The organism is Actinomycetes bacterium (assembly GCA_036510875.1).
Lineage (GTDB): Bacteria > Actinomycetota > Actinomycetes > Prado026 > Prado026 > DATCDE01.
The window spans coordinates 1-19,493 of sequence record DATCDE010000216.1; the positions used below are offsets into that span (position 1 = coordinate 1).

The window sequence follows — 19,493 nt, forward strand, 5'->3', positions numbered from 1 at the left end:
GCCGGCGACGCGCTGTCGGTGCACAGCCTGGCCGCTCTGCTGCTGCGTGCCGGTGCGGTGCGGGCCATGCAGCTGGACATCAACGTGGCCTGGATCTCGTTCATGTGGTACACGCCGGGGGCCAGCGTCACCAGTCCGGTCTCGCACAAGCTGGTGGCCTTCCAGCGCCCGGCCAGCCGGTACTTCACCGACACCAGCCGGGACTTCTTCGCGGTGTACGCCCGTTGACCGGGCGGACGTCGACAATGGGTGTCGTGGTGGAGGCCGCGCTTGCGCGCGAGGAGGCCGGTGGCGGGCTGATCGCTGCGCTGCGGCCGAAGCAGTGGGTGAAGAACGTGCTGGTGGCGGCGGCCCCGCTGGCCGCCGGTGCGATCTTCGAGCCGACGGTGGCCGTGGCCGTGGTGGTGGCGTTCGTCGCGTTCAGCCTGGCCGCCAGCGCCGGCTACCTGGTCAACGACCTGGCCGACGTCGAGGAGGACCGCCGGCACCCGACCAAGCGGCTGCGGCCGCTGGCGTCCGGGCGGGTGTCGCCGCGCACCGCGGTGGTGGTCGCGGTGCTGCTGGCGGTGGCCTCCCTCGGGCTGGCTGCCGCGTTGTCCACCCCGGGGCTGGTCGCGGTGCTGGCGGTGTACCTGGTGCTCACCACGTCGTACTCGCTGTGGCTGAAGCACCAGCCGGTCATCGACCTGGCCATCGTCAGCAGCGGCTTCCTGCTGCGCGCGATGGCCGGCGGCCTGGCCTCGCACATCCCGCTGTCGCAGTGGTTCCTCATCGTGGCCGCGTTCGGGTCGCTGTTCGTGGTGGCCGGCAAGCGGTACTCCGAGCTGGTCAGCCACCCCGACGCCGGGACCCGCAAGTCGCTGGACTCCTACACCCCGGGCTACCTGCGGTTCGTGTGGAGCATCTCCGCCGGCGTCACGATCACGGCGTACTGCCTGTGGGCGTTCCAGGTCGACGTCAACGGCACCCCGGTGGCGTGGGGCCCGGTGTCGGTGGCCCCGTTCGTGCTGGCCCTGCTGCGCTACGCGGTGGACGTCGACCACGGCCGCGCCGGCGACCCCGAGCAGATCGTGTGGTCCGACCGGGTGCTGCAGGCCCTCGTGCTGATCTGGCTGGTGACCTTCGGGATCGGTGCGTTCGGTGCCTGACCCGGCGCCGGCCCTGCTGACCGGGTGGGGGCGCACGGCTCCCACGCTCGCGACCGTCGTCCGCCCGACCAGCGTGGCCGCCGCGGCGGCGGCGGTCGCCTCGGCCGGGGGCCGCGGCAGCCTGGCCAGGGGCCTGGGCCGCTCCTATGGCGACGCCGCGCAGAACGCCGGCGGGCAGGTCCTCGACCTGACCCTGCTGGACCGGGTCCTCGAGCTGGACGACGTCGACGGGACGGTCACCGCCGAGGCCGGGTTGAGCCTGGACGCGCTGCTGAGGTATCTGCTGCCCCGCGGCTGGTTCGTGCCGGTCACCCCGGGCACCCGCTACGTCACCCTCGGCGGGGCGCTGGCGGTCGACGTGCACGGCAAGAACCACCACCGGGACGGCTCGATCGCCAGCCACGTCACGTCGTTCGACCTGCTGCTCGCCGACGGCAGCGTGCGGCAGGTGACCCCGCAGGACGACCCCGACCTGTTCTGGGCCACGGCCGGCGGCATGGGGCTCACCGGCATCGTCGTGTCGCTGACGCTGCGGCTGGTGCCGGTCACCAGCGCGTGGATGCTGGTGGACACTGTGCGGGCGCCCGACCTGGACGCGCTGCTGGCCGGGCTGGTCGAGGGCGACCAGGTGTCCCGCTACTCGGTGGCCTGGATCGACTGCCTGGCCGGTGGCAGGCACCAGGGCCGTGGGGTGATCACCCGCGGCGACCATGCGCCCGCGGACGCCGTCCCGGGCTCCGGCGACCCGCTGGCGTACCGACCGAACCCGCGGATCACCGTGCCCCCGCACCTGCCGGGCGGGCTGCTCAACCCGCTGTCGGTGCGCGCCTTCAACGAGGCCTGGTACCGCAAGGCGCCGCGGCACCGGGTCGCCGAGCCGCAGCGGCTGTCCACCTTCTTCCACCCGCTAGACGGCGTCCAGCAGTGGAACCGTGCCTACGGGCCGCGCGGGTTCCTGCAGTACCAGCTGGTCGTCCCCACCGACCGCGACGACGCGCTGAGGGCCGCCCTCGAGCTGCTGCGGCGGTCCGGGGCGCCGTCGTTTCTGGCCGTGCTCAAGCGGTTCGGGCCGGCCGATCCCGGCCCGCTGTCCTTCCCCCGCCCCGGCTGGACCCTGGCCCTGGACGTCACGGCGTCCGCCGCCGACCTGGCCGACCTGCTGGACGCCCTGGACCGGCTGGTCGTGGACGCCGGCGGCGCGGTGTACCTGGCCAAGGACTCGCGGTTGCGCCCCGAGCTGCTGCCCCGGATGTACCCCGACCTGGACGCGTTCCGCACGGTGCGGCAACGTGTCGACCCGACCGGACGCTTCACCTCTGACTTGGCCAGGAGGCTGGACCTGTGATCGACGCCCTCGGTGCCCCGCAGTCGCTGCTCGTCCTCGGGGGCACCTCGGAGATCGCGCTGGCCGTCGCGGAACGGCTGGTCCGCGACCGGGTCCGTCGGGTCGGGCTGGTCGGACGTGACTCGGTCGGGGTGTCCCAGGCCGCGGTGCGGCTGCGGGCCGCCGGTGCGACCGAGGTGCTGGAGCGGACCTTCGACGCGGCCGCGGCCGGTGAGCACGAGAAGCTCGTCGAGGACCTGTTCGGCGTCGGCGACTGGGACGTCGTGCTGCTGGCCTTCGGCGTGCTGCCGGACCAGGCGGCCGCCGAGGACGACGTGGACCTCGCCGTGGCCGTCGCCGAGGTCAACTACGTGGGCGTGGTCTCCCTCGGGCTGCGCACCGCCCAGCGGCTGCGCGCGCAGGGCCACGGGGTGCTCGTGCTGCTCAGCTCGGTGGCCGCCGAGCGGCCGCGCCGGTCCAACTTCGTCTACGGCTCGGCCAAGGCCGGCGCGGACGCGCTGGCCACCGGCCTGGGCGACGCGCTGCGCGGCTCGGGCGCCCGGGTGCTCGTCGTCCGGCCCGGCTTCGTGCGCACCCGGATGACCCACGGGCTGCCCGAGGCACCGCTGGCCACCACGCCCGAGGCGGTGGCCGAGGCGGTGGCCGACGGGATCGCCAAGGGCCGCTCGACCGTGTGGGTTCCCGGCACCATGCGCTGGGTGATGTCCGGGCTGCGGCACCTGCCCCGACCGGTCTTCCGCCGGCTCGACCTCTGACCCTCCAAGATCACCGTTGGCGGTCCGAACGCGCCGTTGCTGGGCGGTCGGTGACCGCTAGCGAGGATCTTGGACGTCGGCCAGGGCGTCCATCAGTGCGGCCACGTCGGCAGTGGCCAGCCGGAAGGTGGCGACGCAGCGGTCGCCGCGCCAGTGGCTGACCACCACGACCCCGTCCTCAGGGTGGGCGCTGACCCGCAGCGACCGGCCGTCGTGGCGCGCGTCCAGGAAGACCTCGCCCCTGGTGGGAAGCACGGCGCGTTCCTGCATGGGGCAAGGGTGGCTGAGGTCCTGCCCGCCGTCCAGCGGTAGGTGGGACGATGGCCGCCGTGAAGACCATCGCACCCGACGTCCTGTCGTCGCACCTCGCGTCCCTGCCGGAGAACCCGCGCGTGGTCGTGAGCGGTAACTTCGCGCTGCCGGCCTCGGCCCTGACCCTGCTGGACGCGGCGCTGCCGACGTACCGGCTGTTCGTGCTCAACCCGCAGGTGGGCGTCCCCGACCGCGAGGGCGTGATCATCGAGACGCCGTTCGTCGGCCCTGGGGTGCGGCGCAGCCCGCGGTTGCGGTACATCCCCAGCCGGTTGTCGCTGGCGCCCGTCCTGTTTCGGACCACGACCCCGCCGGACGTCGTCCTGGTGCACACCAGCACCCCGTTCGAGGGCACCGTCTCCCTGGGCACCGAGGTCAACATCATGCCGGCCGCGGTGGAGGCGGCCAGGGAGCGTGGCGCCCTGGTCGTCGCCCAGGTCAACCCGCAGATGCCCTACACGTTCGGCGACGCCCAGCTGCCGGTCGAGTGCGTGGACCTGGCCATCGAGGTGGACGAGCCGCTCGCCTCCCCGACCCCGATCCCGCTGGACGAGGTGTCGCTGTCGATCGGCGAGCGGGTGGCCCACCTGGTGAACGACGGGTCCACCCTGCAGATGGGCATCGGCGGCGTCCCGGACGCCACCCTCGTCGGGCTGACCGGCCGGCGGTCGCTGCGGATCTGGACCGAGATGTTCAGCGACGGCGTGCTCACCCTCGACCGGGCCGGCGCACTCGACCCGGACCGGGAGCTGGTGGCCTCGTTCCTGTTCGGCTCCCAGGAGCTGTACCGGTGGCTCAACCACAACCGCCGGGTCCGGGTCATGCGCACCGAGAAGGTCAACGACCCGACGCTGATCGCGCGCAACCGGCAGATGGTCTCGGTCAACACCGCGCTGCAGGTGGACCTGTTCGGGCAGGCCAACGCCTCCCGGATCAACGCGCGCATCTACTCCGGCTTCGGCGGCCAGACCGACTTCATCGTGGGGTCCATGCACTCGGTGGGCGGCCAGGCCCTGATGGCGCTGCGCTCGTGGCACCCCAAGGCCGACGTCTCCACGATCGTGCCGCTCCTCGACGAGCCGGTGACCTCCTTCCAGCAGAGCGCGGTGGTCACCGAGCAGGGGGTGGCGCCGCTGTGGGGCCACAGCCAGCACGACCAGGCCCGGTTCCTCATCGACCAGGCCGCGCACCCCGACGTCCGCGAGGAGCTGTGGGAGGAGGCCGCCGCCCTCGGCCTGGCCTGACCGCCCGTCCGGACCGTAGGTTGCCGGTGTGCCGGAGCTGCCGGAGGTGGAGTCGCTGGTCGCGTTCCTGCGCGAGCACGCGGTCGGCCGGGTGGTCGCTCGGGTGGACGTCGCCGCCATCAGCGCGCTGAAGACCTACGACCCACCGGTCACCTCGCTGCAGGGCCTCACCATCACCGAGGTGAGCCGGCGCGGCAAGTTCCTCGACCTGGACGTCGACGGTCTGCACCTGGTCCTCCACCTGGCCAGGGCCGGCTGGCTGCGCTGGTCGGACGCCCTGCCGGCCACGCCGGTGCGGCCGGGCAAGGGCCCGCTGGCGCTGCGGGTGCGGCTGGACGACGACTCGGGCTTCTCGCTCACCGAGCAGGGCACCCAGAAGAAGCTGGCCGTGTACTGCGTGCGCGACCCGGCCGAGATCCCCGGCGTGGCCCGGCTCGGACCCGACCCGCTGGACGCCGCCTTCACCGCCGACGTGCTGGCCGGCATCCTGGCCGCGCACGGCCGTCAGCAGCTCAAGGGGGTGCTGCGCGACCAGTCCGTCATCGCGGGGATCGGCAACGCCTACTCCGACGAGATCCTGCACGCGGCCCGGCTGTCGCCGTTCAAGCCGGCCGGCGGCCTCACTGCCGAGGAGCTGCAGCGGCTGTACGCAGCCCTGCGTGAGACGCTCACCGACGCGGTGGCGCGGTCGGTGGGGTTGGCCACGGGCGACCTCAAGGCGGAGAAGAAGAGCGGCCTGCGCGTGCACGGCCGGACCGGACTGCCCTGCCCGGTCTGCGGCGACACCGTCCGGGAGGTGTCCTTCGCCGACTCGGCGCTGCAGTACTGCGCCACCTGTCAGACCGGGGGCAAGCCGCTGGCCGACCGGCGGCTGTCCCGGCTGCTCAAGTAGCGCGCGCCGGTCGCCCGCTGTCGCCGTCCGTCTGTAGCCTTATCGGGCTGTATCGCAGAGGACCGATACAGGCTGAGAGAAGGTGAGACGTGGACCCGGTCCGCAACCCGTACGCCCCCGGTGCCGGCCAGCGGCCGCCCGAGCTGGCCGGGCGGGACCGCGAGCTCGACCAGTTCGCCGTCGTCCTCGAGCGGGTGGCGCTGGGCCGGCCCGAGCGCAGCCTGGTGCTCACCGGTCTGCGCGGGGTCGGCAAGACCGTGCTGCTCAACGCGCTGCGCTCGCAGGCCATCAGCCGGGCCTGGGCCACCGGCAAGATCGAGGCCCGCGGCGACCAGTCGCTGCGCCGCCCGGTCGCGTCGGCCGTGTACGCCGCGATCCGGGAGATCGGCGCCCGGCACCGGGGTGAGGAGCGGGTCCGCGGCTTCCTGTCCGTGCTCAAGGCGTTCTCGGTCAAGGCGTCCCCGGACGGCTCGTGGCAGCTCGGCCTGGACGTCGACGCCACCCGCGGCCGGGCCGACTCCGGGGACCTGGAGATCGACCTCACCGAGCTGTTCCTGGACGCCGCGGAGGTGGCCCGTGACCTCGGCGTCGGGGTGGCCCTGTTCGTCGACGAGATGCAGGACGTGCCGGCCGCCGACCTGGCCGCGCTGTGCGGCGCCGTGCACGAGGTGGGTCAACAGGCGTCGCCGCTGGTCGTCGTGGGGGCCGGCCTGCCGCACCTGCCCGGGGTGCTGTCCAGCTCCAAGTCGTACGCCGAGCGGCTGTTCCGGTACCTTGCCATCGACCGGCTCGACCCGGCGGCCACCGACGCCGCGCTGGCCGTCCCGGCCGAGCGCGAGGGCGTGACCTACACCCGGGCGGCGCTGGACCTGCTGGCCCGGGAGTCGGGTGGCTACCCGTACTTCGTGCAGGCGTACGGCCAGGCCACCTGGGACGCCGCCGTCGGCAACCCGATCACCGAGGACGATGTCCGGGCCGGGCTGCCGCAGGCCCAGTCCGAGCTCGCCGTGGGCTTCTTCGGCAGCCGGTTCGAGCGGGCCACCCCGGCCGAGCGGGCCTACCTGCGGGCGATGGCCGAGCTGGTCCCCGGCGACGACGGGTCGGTGACCACCTCGGCGGTGGCCAGGAGCCTCGGAAAGCGGGTGTCCAGCCTCTCGGTGGCCCGGGAGTCGTTGATCCGCAAGGGGCTCGTGTACAGCGGCGAGCGCGGCCAGATCGCGTTCACCGTCCCGCACTTCGCCCGGTTCCTGCGCGCGGCACCGCCGGCCGAGTGAGGATGCCGGTGCCGCCGCCTCGGCAACCACCTGGGACCATCACCCCGTGGTGATGGTCGTCGCCCACCGGGGTGCCTCCGCGGCGCTGCCCGAACACACCCTGGCCGCCTACCGCCGCGCCGTCGAGGCCGGCGCCGACGGTCTGGAGTGCGACGTCCGGCTCACGGCTGACGGGCACCTGGTCTGCGTGCACGACCGCCGGCTGGAGCGGACGTCGAACGGGCGGGGCGTGGTCTCCACCATGGAGCTGCAGCAGCTGGCCGCCCTCGACTTCGGCTCCTGGAAGGACAGCGGCACCGACACCGAGGCGCCGGACGTCGTCGACCAGGAGCGGCGCGAGGTGCTCACCCTGGAGCGGCTGCTCGAGTACGTCGTCGACTGCGGCCGTCGGGTCGAGCTGGCCATCGAGACCAAGCACCCGACCCGTTACGCCGGGCTGGTCGAGCGGCGGTTGGTGGAGACCCTGGACCGGTTCGGCTGGGCGCACCCGCGGCTCGGGGAGCGGTCCCCCGCCCGGGTCATGAGCTTCTCCGGGATGTCGCTGCGCCGCATGGACACCCTCGCGCCGAGTCTGCCTACCGTGTATCTCATGGAACGGGTCCCGCTGAACCTGCGCGACGGCTCGCTGCCGCTGCACGTGGGGATCGTCGGACCGAGCATCGAGGTGCTCCGGGCCCACCCCCGGTACGTCGAGCGGGTGCACAGCCGGGGCGGCCAGGTGCACTGCTGGACCGTGGACGAGCCGCAGGACGTGGAGCTGTGCCTGCAGCTCGGCGTCGAGGCGATCATCACGAACCGACCGGGACGGGTCCTGGAGCAGGCGCGCCGTTTCGAGCAGGCGCTCACGGGGAAGAAGGAGTCGACCGTCGCCGTGCCCGCGACCGGTCCGACCGTCCCGACCGAACCACCGGAGACCGCGTGATGCGGGTGCGACCCCCCCGTTCGAGTGCCGCGTCGTCCGTTGACGTGCCCGAGGGATCGGCCCGGGAGCGCGAGGTCGAGCTGCCGTTCGGCTTCGGCAGCGTCGCGGTGGCCCGCAACCGGCTGGCCTCCGACCTGGTGGCGTCCGGGATCCGCGAGCCGGAGCGCTCCGACGCCCTCGTCGTGCTGTCCGAGCTGATGGCCAACGCGGTGCGGCACGCCCGACCGCTGCCGCGGGGACGGGTGCGGGCCAGCTGGCGCATCGACGTGGCGGTCGTCGAGGTGGCCGTGGTCGACGGTGGCGCGCCCACCCGGCCGGAAGCCGCTCACCCGGCGCTCGCGGCCGGCTCCGGCCGCGGCCTGGTCATCGTGGGCTGCCTGGCCAGCGCCTGGGGTGTGGACGGCGCCGGCACCGACCGGCAGCGGGTCTGGGCGGTCCTGCCCCGCTGAGCCCGCAGTGTGAACGTCCCCTGGCGCGGCGGTTACGCTGCCCGGCCATGACCGCTCGTTCGAAGCGCCCCGCCGTCCCCGCCGACGCCGTCGACCCGGGTGAGGTTCCCATCGTCGGTGGCCGGGAGCCCTGCCCGTGCGGCTCCGGGCGCCGGTACAAGGCCTGCCACGGGCGGGCCGCCGCCCGGGCCGCCGAGACGCTCGTCCGGCGTCCGTTCGAGGGGCTGGCCGGGGAGTGCGACTGGGTCGCGCTGCGCGAGATCGTGCCGGCCGCGACCGCACCTTTGACGCTGGCCGGCCGCTTCGCCGACCGCACCGTGACCCTGGCCACCGTGCTGCCCCTCGCGTGGCCCGCCATGGTGCGCGGCGACGGAGAGGTGTTCGTGGGCCTGCAGGTGCCGGGGGCGTCCGGCGACGCCAGCCGGGACGTCGCGGCGGCGCTTGAGCTGGCCCTGGACGCCGACCCGGGGACTCCGGTGCTTCCCAGCGGGCTGCCTGGGCCGGGCGCCCGCCTGCAGGACCTGCTGGACCCGTCCGCGCCGTTCACGGTGGCCGTGCACCCGGGCTTCGACTTCTGGCTCGAGGGGGTCGGCGAGGAGCTGGACGCCGAGGTCACCGCCTCGCTCGAGCGGGCCAACAGCGCCGTGGTCCCCACCGCGCGGCTGGTCTCGGTGGAGGCCGCCTACTGGGCCGGGATGCGCGAGCGCAGCACCCTGCGCTGGGTGCTGCCCGAGGAGGAGGAGCCGCTGCTCGACGCGCTCGCCCGGCTGCATGCCACGGGCGGGCTGTCGCTCGGCGAGGGCTCGCGGTTTCTCGGCACCTTTCGGGCGCACGGGCTCCTCGTGCCCGTCTGGGACCTCCCGACCAGCAGCCGTGCGGACGACGTGGAGGACCCGGCCACCGACTTCCGGGCCCGGCTGGACGACGCGCTCGCCGAGGCGACTCCGCTCACCGACGCCCAGCGGCACGCCAGGGCCGGCCTGACCAACCGGCAGCTCACCCTGCGCTGAGTTCGGCGGCGGGCGCTGACCGGCGCAGGGTTGCCGGGCGTCGGCTACCGGCCTGCCGTCCACAGCCTCGGGCTCGGGGCTCGGACTGTCGGTGGGTCCGTCTACTCCAGATAGACGTGGCCTGTATATCTGCTTGAGTGAAGTAGGCTTGGTGGATGGTCGCGGATCCGGTTCGCGGGGTGGACTATCCGGCGACGTGCCAGCAGCTGCTGGAGTGGTTCCCGGACGACGCGGCCTGCCTTGACTACCTCGCCTCGATCCGGTGGGCGGAGGGTTTCGTCTGCCCGGGGTGTGGTGGGGGCGAGTACTGGCGCACGGGCGCGGGTCTGTGGATGTGCAAGCAGTGTCAGCGGCGCACGTCGGTCACGGCGGGCACGATCTTCCACCGGACCCACACCCCGCTGTCGACGTGGTTCGCGGCGGTCTGGTTCGTGACCTCGCAGAAGAACGGGGTGTCCGCGCTCGGCTTGCAGCGGGTGCTCGGGTTCGGCTCGTATGAGACCGCGTGGGCGTGGCTGCACAAGCTGCGCCGCGCCATGGTCCGCCCGGAACGCGACCGGCTGAGCGGTGTCGTCGAGCTCGACGAGACGATGATCGGCGGCGTCAGCCGCGGCACGATGGGCGGCTTCGGCGACAAGGTCGGCGTCCTGGTGGCCGTGGAGCACAACGACTCTCGCCGGCTGGGGCGGGTCCGGCTCGCCGTCGCGCAGCGCCCCGGCACCGCCGAGCTGCTCGAGTTCGCCACCGAGGTCATCGAACCGGGGTCCCTCGTGCGCACCGACGGCACCCGCGCGCTGCGCCGGCTGACCGGCCTCGGCTACACCCACGAGTACACCACCAGCGATACGACCCAAGACCGGGCCAGCGTGCTTCCCGGGGTGCACCTGGTCGCCTCTTTACTCAAACGCTGGCTCACCGGCACCCTGCACTACCGGGTCGGGGAACAGCACCTGCCCTACTACCTCGACGAGTTCACCTTCCGGTTCAACCGGCGCACCTCGCGAAGCCGCGGACTGCTCTTCTACCGCCTCCTCGAACAAGCCGTGCAGACCGACCCGCACCCCCTGCACACCCTGCTGAAGCCCAACGAAAGCCACATACCGGACTTCACTTAAGCAGACATGCGGGCCATGTGTTCGACTGGTTCGCCGCTCGACGACCTGGCCGGGGTGCTGGACCGGCTCGGGGCACAGCAGGTCGCGGGTCTGGTCGTGCTCGGCGAGGAGCTGGTGCGGCTGCGCGCGTTGGTGGACCGGGCCGAGGCGGAGTTCACCCGGCGGCTGACCGCGTTCGACACCGCGCAGGGCTGGCAGGGCGACGGTGCGGTGTCGGGGCTGGCGTGGGCCCGGGCGGACCTGCGGATGACCGCCGGGGCGGCCCGGGAGCGGCTGTGCACCGGGCATACGCGGCGCGAGCTGCTGCCCGCGGTCGGCGGCGTTCGCCGCCGGTGAGCTGTCCGTCGCCCGCGCCCAGGTGCTGGCCCGTGGGGTGACCGCCACCCGGCAGCGCACGGCGGCCGCGGCTGCGGCGGAACCAGTCCTGCTCGAGGCGGCCCGCCGGCTCGACCCGCGCCAGCTGCGCGCGGTGGTCGAGCATTGGGCCGCCGCGGTCGACCCCGGCGCCGACATCGACGACGTCGGCGCCGTCCAGGCTCGCCGGTACCTGGCCGTGTCCCCCGCCTACGACGGGATGGTCGCCCTCGACGCCTGCTCGGCCCCATCGAGGGCACCGCGCTGATCACCGCCCTGGAGGCAGCCGGGCAGGCGCTGCGCACGACCGGCGACGACCGCACCGCCCCACAGCTGCGCGCGGACGCCCTCACGCACCTGGCCGAGCTGGCCCTGGCCCACGCAACGCTGCCGTCCACCGGCGGGGAACGACCCCAGGTCCGTATCGTCATCGGGCTGTCCGCGGTGCGCGACGCGGTGGGCCATGCCCACCTCGAGCGGCACGGACCGATCAGCGCCTGGACCGGGCTACGGACCCTGTGCGACGCCACCGTCGTGCCCGTCCTGGTCGACGACACCCGACCCGGGCATCCGAACCCCTCGACATCGGCCGGGCCCGCAAAGACCCCACTCCCGTCCAACGCCGCGCCGTGCGCCTACGCGACGGCGGCTGCCGCTTCTGCGGCTGCGACCGACCCGCCGACTGGTGCGAAGTCCACCACCTGCTCCCCTGGTCCCTCGGCGGCCGCACCGACCTGCACACCCTCGCCCTGCTGTGCTCCCGACACCACCACACCATCCACGACCACGGCGACCGCATGACCCGCGGCCCCGACGGCACCCTGCACACCCACCGACCCGACGGAACCGAAATCCCCGACCATGCCCGGGCCCCCTCACCCCTCGCTCAGGCCACCGCGACCTGGACCGAAGCAGCCGCCACCTCCTGAGCTGGGCCAGGGCGAGCCCGCCGGGGGCCGGGCAGCCGGCCGGTCAGCCGCCGTGAACGGCGGCCAGGGCGGCGGCCAGCACTGCCTTGACCGGGCGACCGGTCGCCTCCGCGGCGGCGGCGACGTCCTCGAACTCCGGCTGGGCGTTGACCTCTTCGCCGTGCAGCTCGGCCACCTTGACCCGTACCGGGTGGCCCAGCACCCGGACGGTCACCACGTGCCGCTGCAGCGCCCGCTTGGTGACCTCGTGCTCACGCAGCCCGATGGTGGACGTCTCGGTGAACAGCACCCGGCGCACCGCCTCGGCGGCGGCTGGGTCGACCAGCACGGTCACGGTGTGCGCGGGCCGGCCCTTCTTCATGACGATTGGGGTGATCCAGGCGTCCGCGGCCCCGGCGTCGAGCAGCCGGGTCAGCACCACCGGCCAGATCCGGGGGTCCAGGTCGTCGACGTTCGCGGCCAGCACCAGCTGGGTCGGGCCGTCCGCCCCCTCCTCCGGTGCGCCCATGGGCTCCAGCAGCAGCACGCCCAGCAGGTTCGGCGTCCCGTCCAGCTCCCGCTCGCCGGCGCCGTAGCCTCGCGATCGGATCCGGCCGGGCGGGGTGGGCCCCCAGTGGGTGACCACCGAGGCGAGCAGCGCGGCGCCGGTCGGGGTGCACAGCTCGACGTCCGCGGGCCCGGACCAGACCGGGGCGCCCACTTCGGCGAGCAGCTCGGCGACCGCGGGCGCCGGCACCGGCAGCACGCCGTGGGCGGCCCGCACCGTGCCGCTGCCCAGCGCCACCCCCTGGCAGGCAGCGGTGGTCACGCCGAGCGCGTGCAGCGCCGCGCTGACCCCCACGATGTCGGCAATCGCGTCCAGCGCACCGACCTCGTGGAAGTGGACGTCGTCCGCGGGGATCCGGTGCGCACGGGCCTCGGCCGCGGCCAGCCGGGAGAACACGTCCAGCGCCCGACCGCGCACCTGCTCCGGTAGCGCAGCCGCGGCGAGCAGCCGGCGCACGTCCGCCCAGGTGCGCGCTCTGGCCGCCTCGGCGGCGCGCACGTCCGCCTTGGCGGCGGCCAGCCCCCCGCGCTGAACCGTCCGCACGGTGACCTCGATCGGCTCCACACCCACGGCGTCCAGGGCCGATTGGACGGCGTCCAACGGGGCCCCGGCGTCCAGCAGCGCGCCGAGCAGCATGTCCCCGCTCGCGCCGGAGGGGCACTGGAACCAGGCGAGGGTCATCGCGGCGCCGCCCGTCGGGCCACTCGCGCGGCGAAGACGCCGGCTCCGAACCCGTTGTCGATGTTGACCACCACCACGCCGGGGGCGCACGAGTTGAGCATCGCGAGCAGGGCCGCCAGGCCGTCGAACGAGGCGCCGTACCCCACCGAGGTGGGCACGGCCACCAGCGGCACGCCGGTCAGGCCACCCACGACTGATGGCAGCGCGCCCTCCATCCCGGCCACGACGACCAGGCAGTCGGCGTCGTCGAGGTCCCCGCGGACGGCGAGCAGCCGGTGCAGCCCGGCCACGCCGACATCGTCGACCCGGGTGGTGCCCGCCCCGAACGCGGCCGCGGTGAACGCCGCCTCGGCCGCGACCGGCGCGTCGGAGGTGCCCGCGGCCACCACCCGGACCAGGCCGCTCGGCCGCGGCAGCGGCCCCACCGCGGCACTGCGGGCCACCGGGTCGACGAGCGCGTCGGGGAACCCTTCGACGACCGCCGCGAGCGCGGCGTCGGCGAGCCGGGTGGCCAGCACGGCCCGCTCCGGGTGGGCCGCGCCGAGCGTGCCGAGGAGGTCGACGACCTGCGCCGGGGTCTTGCCGGCGCCGAAGACCACCTCGGGGTCGCCGGTGCGCGCGGCCCGGTCGGTGTCCACCCGGGCGTACCCGAGATCGACGTAGCCCGGTTCGTGGTGCATGGCCCGACCATACGGCGCCCGGGCGGGCAGCCGGTTGGCCCGGCGGTTACCCTCGGCGGTCGAGGCCCGTCCCGCCGGCAGAAAGTCCCGTGACCACCGTGATCCCAACCGCCCGACCGTCCGCCGCCCTCTCCTCGTTCCTGGACGCCGGCACGGCCGACCTGGTGGCCGTCGTGGCGGCCGGCGTCGCCATCGTCGCCCTCGTGGTCGCGGTCGTGGCGCTGGTTCGGCTGTCCCGGATGCGCCGCGCCTACACGCTGCTGCAGGGCGACGACGAGCAGGCCTCCTTTGTCGACGCCGTGGACCGCAAGACCCGCGAGGTCGAGGGGCTGCGGGCACAGGTCGAGGCGCTCACCGGTGACGTCGGCCGGGTGCGGGACGACCTCGCCGACGCGATCCGGCACGTGGCCGTCGTCCGGTACGACGCCTTCGGGGACATGGGCGGGCGGCTGTCGTTCTCAGTGGCCCTACTCGACGACACCGGCGACGGCCTGGTGCTCAGCTCGATCAACGGCCGGTCCGAGACCCGTACCTACGCCAAGGGCGTGAAGCGCGGCGCGTCCGAGGCCCCGCTGTCCCCGGAGGAGGAGCAGGTGATCGGCTATGCGCTGCGCCGGGCCGCCGTGAGCCCCCAGCCGCCCCGCACCGGGCGGACGGCGTCATGACCGAGCCCCCCGCCGCCCCCCGGTACGGGTACCTGGGCCCGGGGGGCACGTTCTGCGAGGCCGCCCTGCTGGCCCACCTCGCGGCCGCCGGGGAGCCGGACGCCGTCCGGGTGCCCTGCGTGACCGTGGCGGCCGCCCTGGACGCCGTGCGCAGCGGTGAGGTCGACGCTGCCATGGTGCCGGTGGAGAACTCGGTGGAGGGCTCGGTGTCGGCCACCGTGGACGAGCTGGCCTCCGGCCCGGCGCTGGGGATCCGCAGCGAGACGCTGGTCCCGGTCACCTTCGACCTGCTGGCCCGGCCGGGCACCCGGCTGGCCGACGTCCGCCGGGTCGCGACGCACCCGCACGCCGAGGCGCAGTGCCGCGGCTGGCTGGCGGCGAACCTGCCGGCGGCCGTCGCGCTGCCCGCCTCGTCGACCGCCGGGGCCGCCGCGGTCGTGGCCGCACCGGACGCGCCGTACGACGCCGCGATCGCCTCACCGCTGGCCGGGCAGGAGTACCACCTGGAGTCGCTGGCCCACGACATCGGGGACCGGCCGGACGCCGTCACCCGCTTCGTGCTGGTCTCCCGGCCGCTGCCGCCGGCGCCCATGTCGGGCGCGGATAAGACCTCGCTGATGCTGACCATCGGCCGGGACCACCCGGGCGCGCTGCTGGAGATCCTCACCGAGTTCGCCGTCCGCGGGATCAACCTGACCCGGATCGAGTCCCGCCCGACCGGCGGCGGAATCGGCGACTACTTCTTCTCGGTGGACGTCGAGGGGCACGTCGACGAGGCGCGGGTCGGTGAGGCGCTGATCGGGCTGCACCGGATCTGCGCCGACGTCCGGTACCTGGGGTCCTACCGGCGGGCCGACCGGGTCGCGCCGGTGCTGCGGGACGGCGTCTCGGACGCCGAGTACGCGCAGGCGCAGGCCTGGCTGGCCCGGATCCGGGACGGGCGGGCCTGATCCCCCTCAAGCAGCTTCCCCGACGCGCCGATCCGAAGACGTCAGGGACGTCACCGGCGTCCGCCGCGAGCGATGCACCGGGGGGAGGGGCGTGCGCCGCCACTCGCTCACGACCACGTTCGCCCTGGTCAGCGTCGCCGCGATGGCGACCCTCGGGGTTGCCCTGATCGTGGTCAACGACCGCCTGCTGGCCGACCACGCCCTGACCGAGGCCTCCCAGACCGCGCAGGCCTACGTCAGCACCGGCGTCGAGCCGCGGGTCACCGCGGCCATGTTCCGCGCCCCGGGGCAGATCGACGCGCAGCAGGCCGCGCAGCTGGACGCGCTGTTCCGCGGCGGCTCGGCGCACGCGACGGTGCGGCTGTGGACCGCCCAGCGCAACCAGTTCTACGACTCCGGCCGGACGGCGACCGTCGCGAACAGCGTCGGCGCCGGCCAGATCCCCGACGACGCCCGGTTCGCGGCGGCGCTGGCACCCGGCGGCAGCGCGCAGCCCAAGGTGACCCTCGAGCGCACCGACAACGGGGGGGCCAACCGCCGCATCGACGTCTACGTCCCGCTGTACGTGGGCCAGGGCACCAGCCCGGTGGGCGTCGCCGAGGTGGTGCTGCCCTACGAGCAGACCGCCGACGCCGTGGCCAGGGCCACCCGCTCCATCCTCATGGTGGTCGCGGGTGGGCTGGCGCTGCTGTGGCTGCTGCTGTTCCGCACCGTCCGGCAGGCCAGCCGCCGGCTGCGCTACCAGGCCGGGGAGAACGCCCGGCTGGCCCTGCTCGACCCGCTCACCGGGCTGCCCAACCGCCGCCTGCTCGGGGAGCGGATGGAGCGCGCCGCCCTGGCCAGCGCCCGATCCGGGCATGCCGTCGGGCTGCTGCTGCTCGACATCGACCGCTTCAAGGAGGTCAACGACACCCTGGGCCACCCGCGGGGGGACGCGCTGCTGCTGCAGGTCGCCGAGCGGCTCAGCGCGGTCGTCCGCGACTCCGACACGGTGTCCCGGCTGGGCGGCGACGAGTTCGCCGTGCTGCTGCCGCAGATCGCCTCGCTGGAGGCGGCCGAGCAGTCCATGGAGCGCATCCAGTCGGTGTTCGACGACCCGTTCGACCTCGACGGGCTGGTGCTGCACGTCGACACCAGCATCGGGCTGGCGGTGCTGCCCGACCACGCGGACGACGTCACCGACCTGCTGGCCCGGGCCGACGTGGCCATGTACGCGGCGAAGGCGGCCGGGGCCGGGATGGCCGTGTACTCCTCGGCCGGCGACGCCAACACGACCTCGCGGCTGACCCTGCTCGGCGAGCTGCGACGGGCGCTGGACACCGACGAGCTGCAGCTGTACTACCAGCCCAAGATCAACCTGAAGACCGGGCGGGTGACCGGCCTGGAGGCGCTGCTGCGCTGGAACCACCCCACCCGGGGACTGGTCCCGCCGACCGAGTTCATCCCGATCGCCGAGCAGACCGGGCTGATGCACCAGCTGACCCGGCGGGTGCTGGGGCTGGTCGGAGAGCAGATGGCGCACTGGGACCGCGACGGCGTGCTGCTGCCGGTCGCGGTCAACCTGTCCGCCCGCAACCTGCTCGAGCCGGACCTCGACAGGGTCGTGGCGGCGATGCTGGAGCTGCACGGGCTGCCCGCCACGATGATGGAGTTCGAGATCACCGAGAGCGCCCTGATCGAGGACCCGGTGCGCGCCGCGGAGATGCTGGGCAAGCTGACCGCCCTGGGCATCACGGTGGCGGTCGACGACTTCGGCATCGGCAACACGGCCATGGGGCAGCTGCGCACGATGCCGCTGCGCACCATCAAGATCGACCGGTCGTTCGTCACGAACCTGGGCAGCGACGGCAGCCACGGCGTGCTGGTCCGGGCGATCGTCGACCTCGCGCACGAGTTCGGTCTGATCGCCGTGGCCGAGGGCGTGGAGGACGAGGAGGCCATCCGCCAGCTGGTGGCCATGGGCTGCGACCTCGCGCAGGGTTTCCACTGGTCCCGGCCGGTGCCCGCCGACGAGCTGCCCGCCGTCCTGCTGCGGCTGGGCGAGCAGGCCGACGTGGCGTCAGCCGCGCAGTCGCGCCGCCCGCCCCGAGCCCGAAGCAAGCAGCCGCCGGTACGCTCGTGACGTGATCGACCTGCGTGTTCTGCGTGACCAGCCCGACCTCGTGCGTGCCTCCCAGCGGTCCCGTGGCGAGGACGTCGCGGTGGTCGATGCCCTCGTCGACGCGGACGAGCGGCGCCGGGACGCCGGGGCCCGCTACGACCGGCTGCGGGCCGAGCAGAAGGACCTCGGCCGCGAGGTGTCCCGGGCCTCCGGGCCGGACAAGGAGGCGCTGCTGCTGCGGGCCAAGGAGCTCTCGGCCGCGGTGCGGGTCGCCGAGGAGCAGCGCGACGTCGCGGCGGCCGAGGCCGAGCGGCTGCTGCTGGAGATCTCCAACCTGGTCGACCCGCAGGCCCCCGTCGGCGGTGAGGAGGACTTCGTCGTCCTGCAGGAGGTCGGCACCCCCCGGGACTTCGCAGCGGAGGGGTTCGAGCCGCGTGACCACCTGGACCTGGGCCGGCTGCTCGGCGCGATCGACGTGGAGCGCGGGGCGAAGGTGTCCGGCTCGCGGTTCTACTACCTCACCGGGGTGGGTGCGCTGCTCGAGCTGGCGCTCGTGCAGATGGCCATGGACCAGGCGGTCGCCGCCGGGTTCGTGCCGATGATCCCGCCGGCGCTTGTGAAGCCGCCGGCCATGGAGGGCACCGGGTTCCTCGGGCAGGCCGCCGAGAACGTGTACCGGCTCGAGGCCGACGACATGTACCTCGTGGGCACCGCCGAGGTGCCCCTCGCGGCGTACCACATGGACGAGATCCTGGACGCCGACAGGCTGCCGCTGCGCTACGCGGGCTTCTCGCCGTCCTACCGCCGCGAGGCCGGCTCGCACGGCAAGGACACCCGCGGGATCTTCCGGGTGCACTGGTTCGACAAGGTCGAGATGTTCTCCTACTGCCGGCCCGAGGACGCCGAGCAGGAGCACCTGCGGCTGCTGGCCTGGGAGCAGGACTTCTTCGCCAAGCTCGAGGTGCCCTACCGGGTCATCGACGTGGCCAGCGCCGACCTGGGCGCGTCCGCGGTGCGCAAGTTCGACTGCGAGGCGTGGATCCCCACCCAGGGCCGCTACCGCGAGCTCACGTCGACCTCGAACTGCACCCAGTTCCAGGCCCGCCGGCTGTCGGTGCGGCTGCGCGACGAGGAGGGGATCCGGCCGCTGGCCACGCTCAACGGCACGCTGTGCGCCGTCACCCGGACCATCGTGGCGCTGCTGGAGAACCACCAGCAGGCGGACGGGTCGGTGACGGTCCCCGCGGCGCTGCGGCGCTACCTCGGCGGCCGGGAGGCGCTCGCGCCGGTCGGCGGATGATCCGCCCGGAGCCCTGGGTCCCCACACTCGTCGCGCTGGACCTCGACGGCACGCTGGTCGGGCCGGAGGAGACGGTGACACCGGCCGTGGTCGAGGCGGTCGGCCGGGCCGCCAAGGCGTCACACGTGGTGATCGCGACCGGGCGCTCGGTGCATGCGACCGAGCCGGTCGCCGCCGAGCTGGGGCTCACCGACGGGTACCTGGTCTGCAGCAACGGCGCGGTGCTGGCCCGGCTGGTCGGCGGGGCCAGCGAGATCGTCAACGTCACGACGTTCGACGCGCGGGCGGCCGTGGCGCTGCTGCTGGCCGAGCTGCCGGATGCGCTGTTCGCCGTCGAGCAGCTCGGCCTGGGCTACCGGGTCACCGCCCCGTTCCCGGACGGCGAGCTCAGCGGCGACGTCCAGGTGGTGCCCCTGGAGCAGCTGGTGGCCGAGCCGGTCACCCGTGTCGTCGTCCGGGCGCCGGAGTACGCCCCGCACGAGTTCCTCGAGGTGGTCGAGCGGATCGGGCTGCACGGGGTCAACTACGCGGTGGGCTACACGGCCTGGTTGGACCTGGCCCCGGCCGGGGTGTCCAAGGCGTCGGCCCTCGAGGCGGCCCGGCTGCGGCTCGGGGTCGCCGCGGACGCGACGCTGGCGGTCGGCGACCACCGCAACGACCTGGAGATGTTCGGCTGGGCCGCGCTCGCCGTCGCCATGGGAGACGCCCCACCCGCCGTCCAGGACGCCGCCGACGAGGTGACCTACTCCTGGGCCGAGGACGGCGCCGCCGCGGTCCTCACCCGCTACTTCCCCCCTCCGGCATGAAGGTGCCCTTCTGC

General features: G+C 74.1%; 22 protein-coding genes. 19 read left to right on the top strand and 3 right to left on the bottom strand.

Annotation, left to right across the window (positions count from 1 at the left end):
- From VIM19_12475 to VIM19_12490, 4 genes are all read left to right on the top strand, one after another.
- Positions 1-228, top strand: a 228-nt coding sequence (locus VIM19_12475; GenBank protein ID HEY5185693.1) for a hypothetical protein, incomplete at its 5' end; no start/stop codon positions are given.
- 26 nt (positions 229-254) lie between these two features.
- On the top strand, positions 255-1,148 hold the full coding sequence (locus tag VIM19_12480; protein ID HEY5185694.1) for a decaprenyl-phosphate phosphoribosyltransferase: 894 nt from the start codon (positions 255-257) through the stop codon (positions 1,146-1,148).
- Complete coding sequence (locus VIM19_12485; protein HEY5185695.1) at positions 1,141-2,493, top strand: FAD-binding oxidoreductase; 1,353 nt, start codon at positions 1,141-1,143, stop codon at positions 2,491-2,493. Before VIM19_12480 ends, VIM19_12485 begins: the two co-directional genes overlap by 8 nt.
- Positions 2,490-3,248 (top strand): decaprenylphospho-beta-D-erythro-pentofuranosid-2-ulose 2-reductase, encoded by a 759-nt coding sequence (locus VIM19_12490; protein ID HEY5185696.1) that lies wholly within the window; start codon positions 2,490-2,492, stop codon positions 3,246-3,248. The genes VIM19_12485 and VIM19_12490 overlap by 4 nt, the downstream gene beginning before the upstream one ends.
- A 57-nt stretch (positions 3,249-3,305) precedes the next feature.
- Here VIM19_12490 and VIM19_12495 read toward each other — a convergent pair whose 3' ends face one another.
- Positions 3,306-3,518: a hypothetical protein gene (locus VIM19_12495; protein HEY5185697.1), complete on the bottom strand. Its 213-nt coding sequence runs from the start codon at positions 3,516-3,518 to the stop codon at positions 3,306-3,308.
- A 59-nt stretch (positions 3,519-3,577) separates the two neighbouring features.
- On the opposite strand from VIM19_12495, the gene VIM19_12500 reads away from it, so the two are divergent.
- The 10 genes from VIM19_12500 (at position 3,578) to VIM19_12545 (ending at position 11,749) form a co-directional block, all read left to right on the top strand.
- On the top strand, positions 3,578-4,804 hold the full coding sequence (locus tag VIM19_12500; protein ID HEY5185698.1) for an acetyl-CoA hydrolase/transferase C-terminal domain-containing protein: 1,227 nt from the start codon (positions 3,578-3,580) through the stop codon (positions 4,802-4,804).
- A gap of 28 nt (positions 4,805-4,832) precedes the next feature.
- A complete protein-coding gene (locus tag VIM19_12505) occupies positions 4,833-5,696 on the top strand; it encodes a DNA-formamidopyrimidine glycosylase family protein (protein HEY5185699.1) in 864 nt (287 codons plus the stop codon).
- A gap of 89 nt (positions 5,697-5,785) precedes the next feature.
- On the top strand, positions 5,786-6,970 hold the full coding sequence (locus VIM19_12510) for an ATP-binding protein (GenBank protein HEY5185700.1): 1,185 nt from the start codon (positions 5,786-5,788) through the stop codon (positions 6,968-6,970).
- Between the two features lie 52 nt (positions 6,971-7,022).
- Positions 7,023-7,892 carry a glycerophosphodiester phosphodiesterase family protein gene (locus tag VIM19_12515; protein HEY5185701.1) on the top strand — a complete coding sequence of 290 codons (870 nt, stop codon included), beginning with the start codon at positions 7,023-7,025 and terminating at the stop codon, positions 7,890-7,892.
- 44 nt (positions 7,893-7,936) lie between these two features.
- Complete coding sequence (locus VIM19_12520; GenBank protein ID HEY5185702.1) at positions 7,937-8,341, top strand: ATP-binding protein; 405 nt, start codon at positions 7,937-7,939, stop codon at positions 8,339-8,341.
- Between the two features lie 47 nt (positions 8,342-8,388).
- Positions 8,389-9,351, top strand: coding sequence for a DUF5926 family protein (locus VIM19_12525; protein ID HEY5185703.1), 963 nt, complete (start codon positions 8,389-8,391; stop codon positions 9,349-9,351).
- 155 nt (positions 9,352-9,506) lie between these two features.
- Complete coding sequence (locus VIM19_12530; protein HEY5185704.1) at positions 9,507-10,466, top strand: IS1595 family transposase; 960 nt, start codon at positions 9,507-9,509, stop codon at positions 10,464-10,466.
- Between the two features lie 15 nt (positions 10,467-10,481).
- Positions 10,482-10,802 (top strand): hypothetical protein, encoded by a 321-nt coding sequence (locus tag VIM19_12535; protein HEY5185705.1) that lies wholly within the window; start codon positions 10,482-10,484, stop codon positions 10,800-10,802.
- Between the two features lie 37 nt (positions 10,803-10,839).
- The gene (locus tag VIM19_12540) at positions 10,840-11,088 is read left to right on the top strand and encodes a DUF222 domain-containing protein (GenBank protein HEY5185706.1); all 249 of its coding nucleotides are present in this window, start codon (positions 10,840-10,842) and stop codon (positions 11,086-11,088) included.
- 361 nt (positions 11,089-11,449) lie between these two features.
- Positions 11,450-11,749, top strand: a complete 300-nt coding sequence (locus VIM19_12545; GenBank protein HEY5185707.1) for an HNH endonuclease signature motif containing protein — start codon at positions 11,450-11,452, stop codon at positions 11,747-11,749.
- A gap of 43 nt (positions 11,750-11,792) precedes the next feature.
- Here VIM19_12545 and larC read toward each other — a convergent pair whose 3' ends face one another.
- Positions 11,793-12,977 carry a nickel pincer cofactor biosynthesis protein LarC gene (gene larC / locus VIM19_12550; protein ID HEY5185708.1) on the bottom strand — a complete coding sequence of 395 codons (1,185 nt, stop codon included), beginning with the start codon at positions 12,975-12,977 and terminating at the stop codon, positions 11,793-11,795.
- Positions 12,974-13,657, bottom strand: a complete 684-nt coding sequence (gene larB / locus VIM19_12555) for a nickel pincer cofactor biosynthesis protein LarB (protein HEY5185709.1) — start codon at positions 13,655-13,657, stop codon at positions 12,974-12,976. Before larB ends, larC begins: the two co-directional genes overlap by 4 nt.
- An 89-nt stretch (positions 13,658-13,746) precedes the next feature.
- Between larB and VIM19_12560 the strand changes: the two genes are divergently transcribed.
- The 5 genes from VIM19_12560 to VIM19_12580 all read left to right on the top strand — a co-directional run bounded on the left by VIM19_12560 (position 13,747) and on the right by VIM19_12580 (position 19,479).
- Positions 13,747-14,322, top strand: a complete 576-nt coding sequence (locus VIM19_12560) for a DUF4446 family protein (protein ID HEY5185710.1) — start codon at positions 13,747-13,749, stop codon at positions 14,320-14,322.
- On the top strand, positions 14,319-15,272 hold the full coding sequence (gene pheA, locus VIM19_12565; protein ID HEY5185711.1) for a prephenate dehydratase: 954 nt from the start codon (positions 14,319-14,321) through the stop codon (positions 15,270-15,272). The genes VIM19_12560 and pheA overlap by 4 nt, the downstream gene beginning before the upstream one ends.
- A gap of 91 nt (positions 15,273-15,363) precedes the next feature.
- A complete protein-coding gene (locus tag VIM19_12570; GenBank protein ID HEY5185712.1) occupies positions 15,364-17,394 on the top strand; it encodes a bifunctional diguanylate cyclase/phosphodiesterase in 2,031 nt (676 codons plus the stop codon).
- Position 17,395: 1 nt separating this feature from the next.
- Complete coding sequence (gene serS, locus VIM19_12575) at positions 17,396-18,673, top strand: serine--tRNA ligase (GenBank protein ID HEY5185713.1); 1,278 nt, start codon at positions 17,396-17,398, stop codon at positions 18,671-18,673.
- Positions 18,670-19,479: an HAD hydrolase family protein gene (locus VIM19_12580; GenBank protein ID HEY5185714.1), complete on the top strand. Its 810-nt coding sequence runs from the start codon at positions 18,670-18,672 to the stop codon at positions 19,477-19,479. The genes serS and VIM19_12580 overlap by 4 nt, the downstream gene beginning before the upstream one ends.
- The last annotated feature ends 14 nt before the right edge of the window (positions 19,480-19,493 follow it).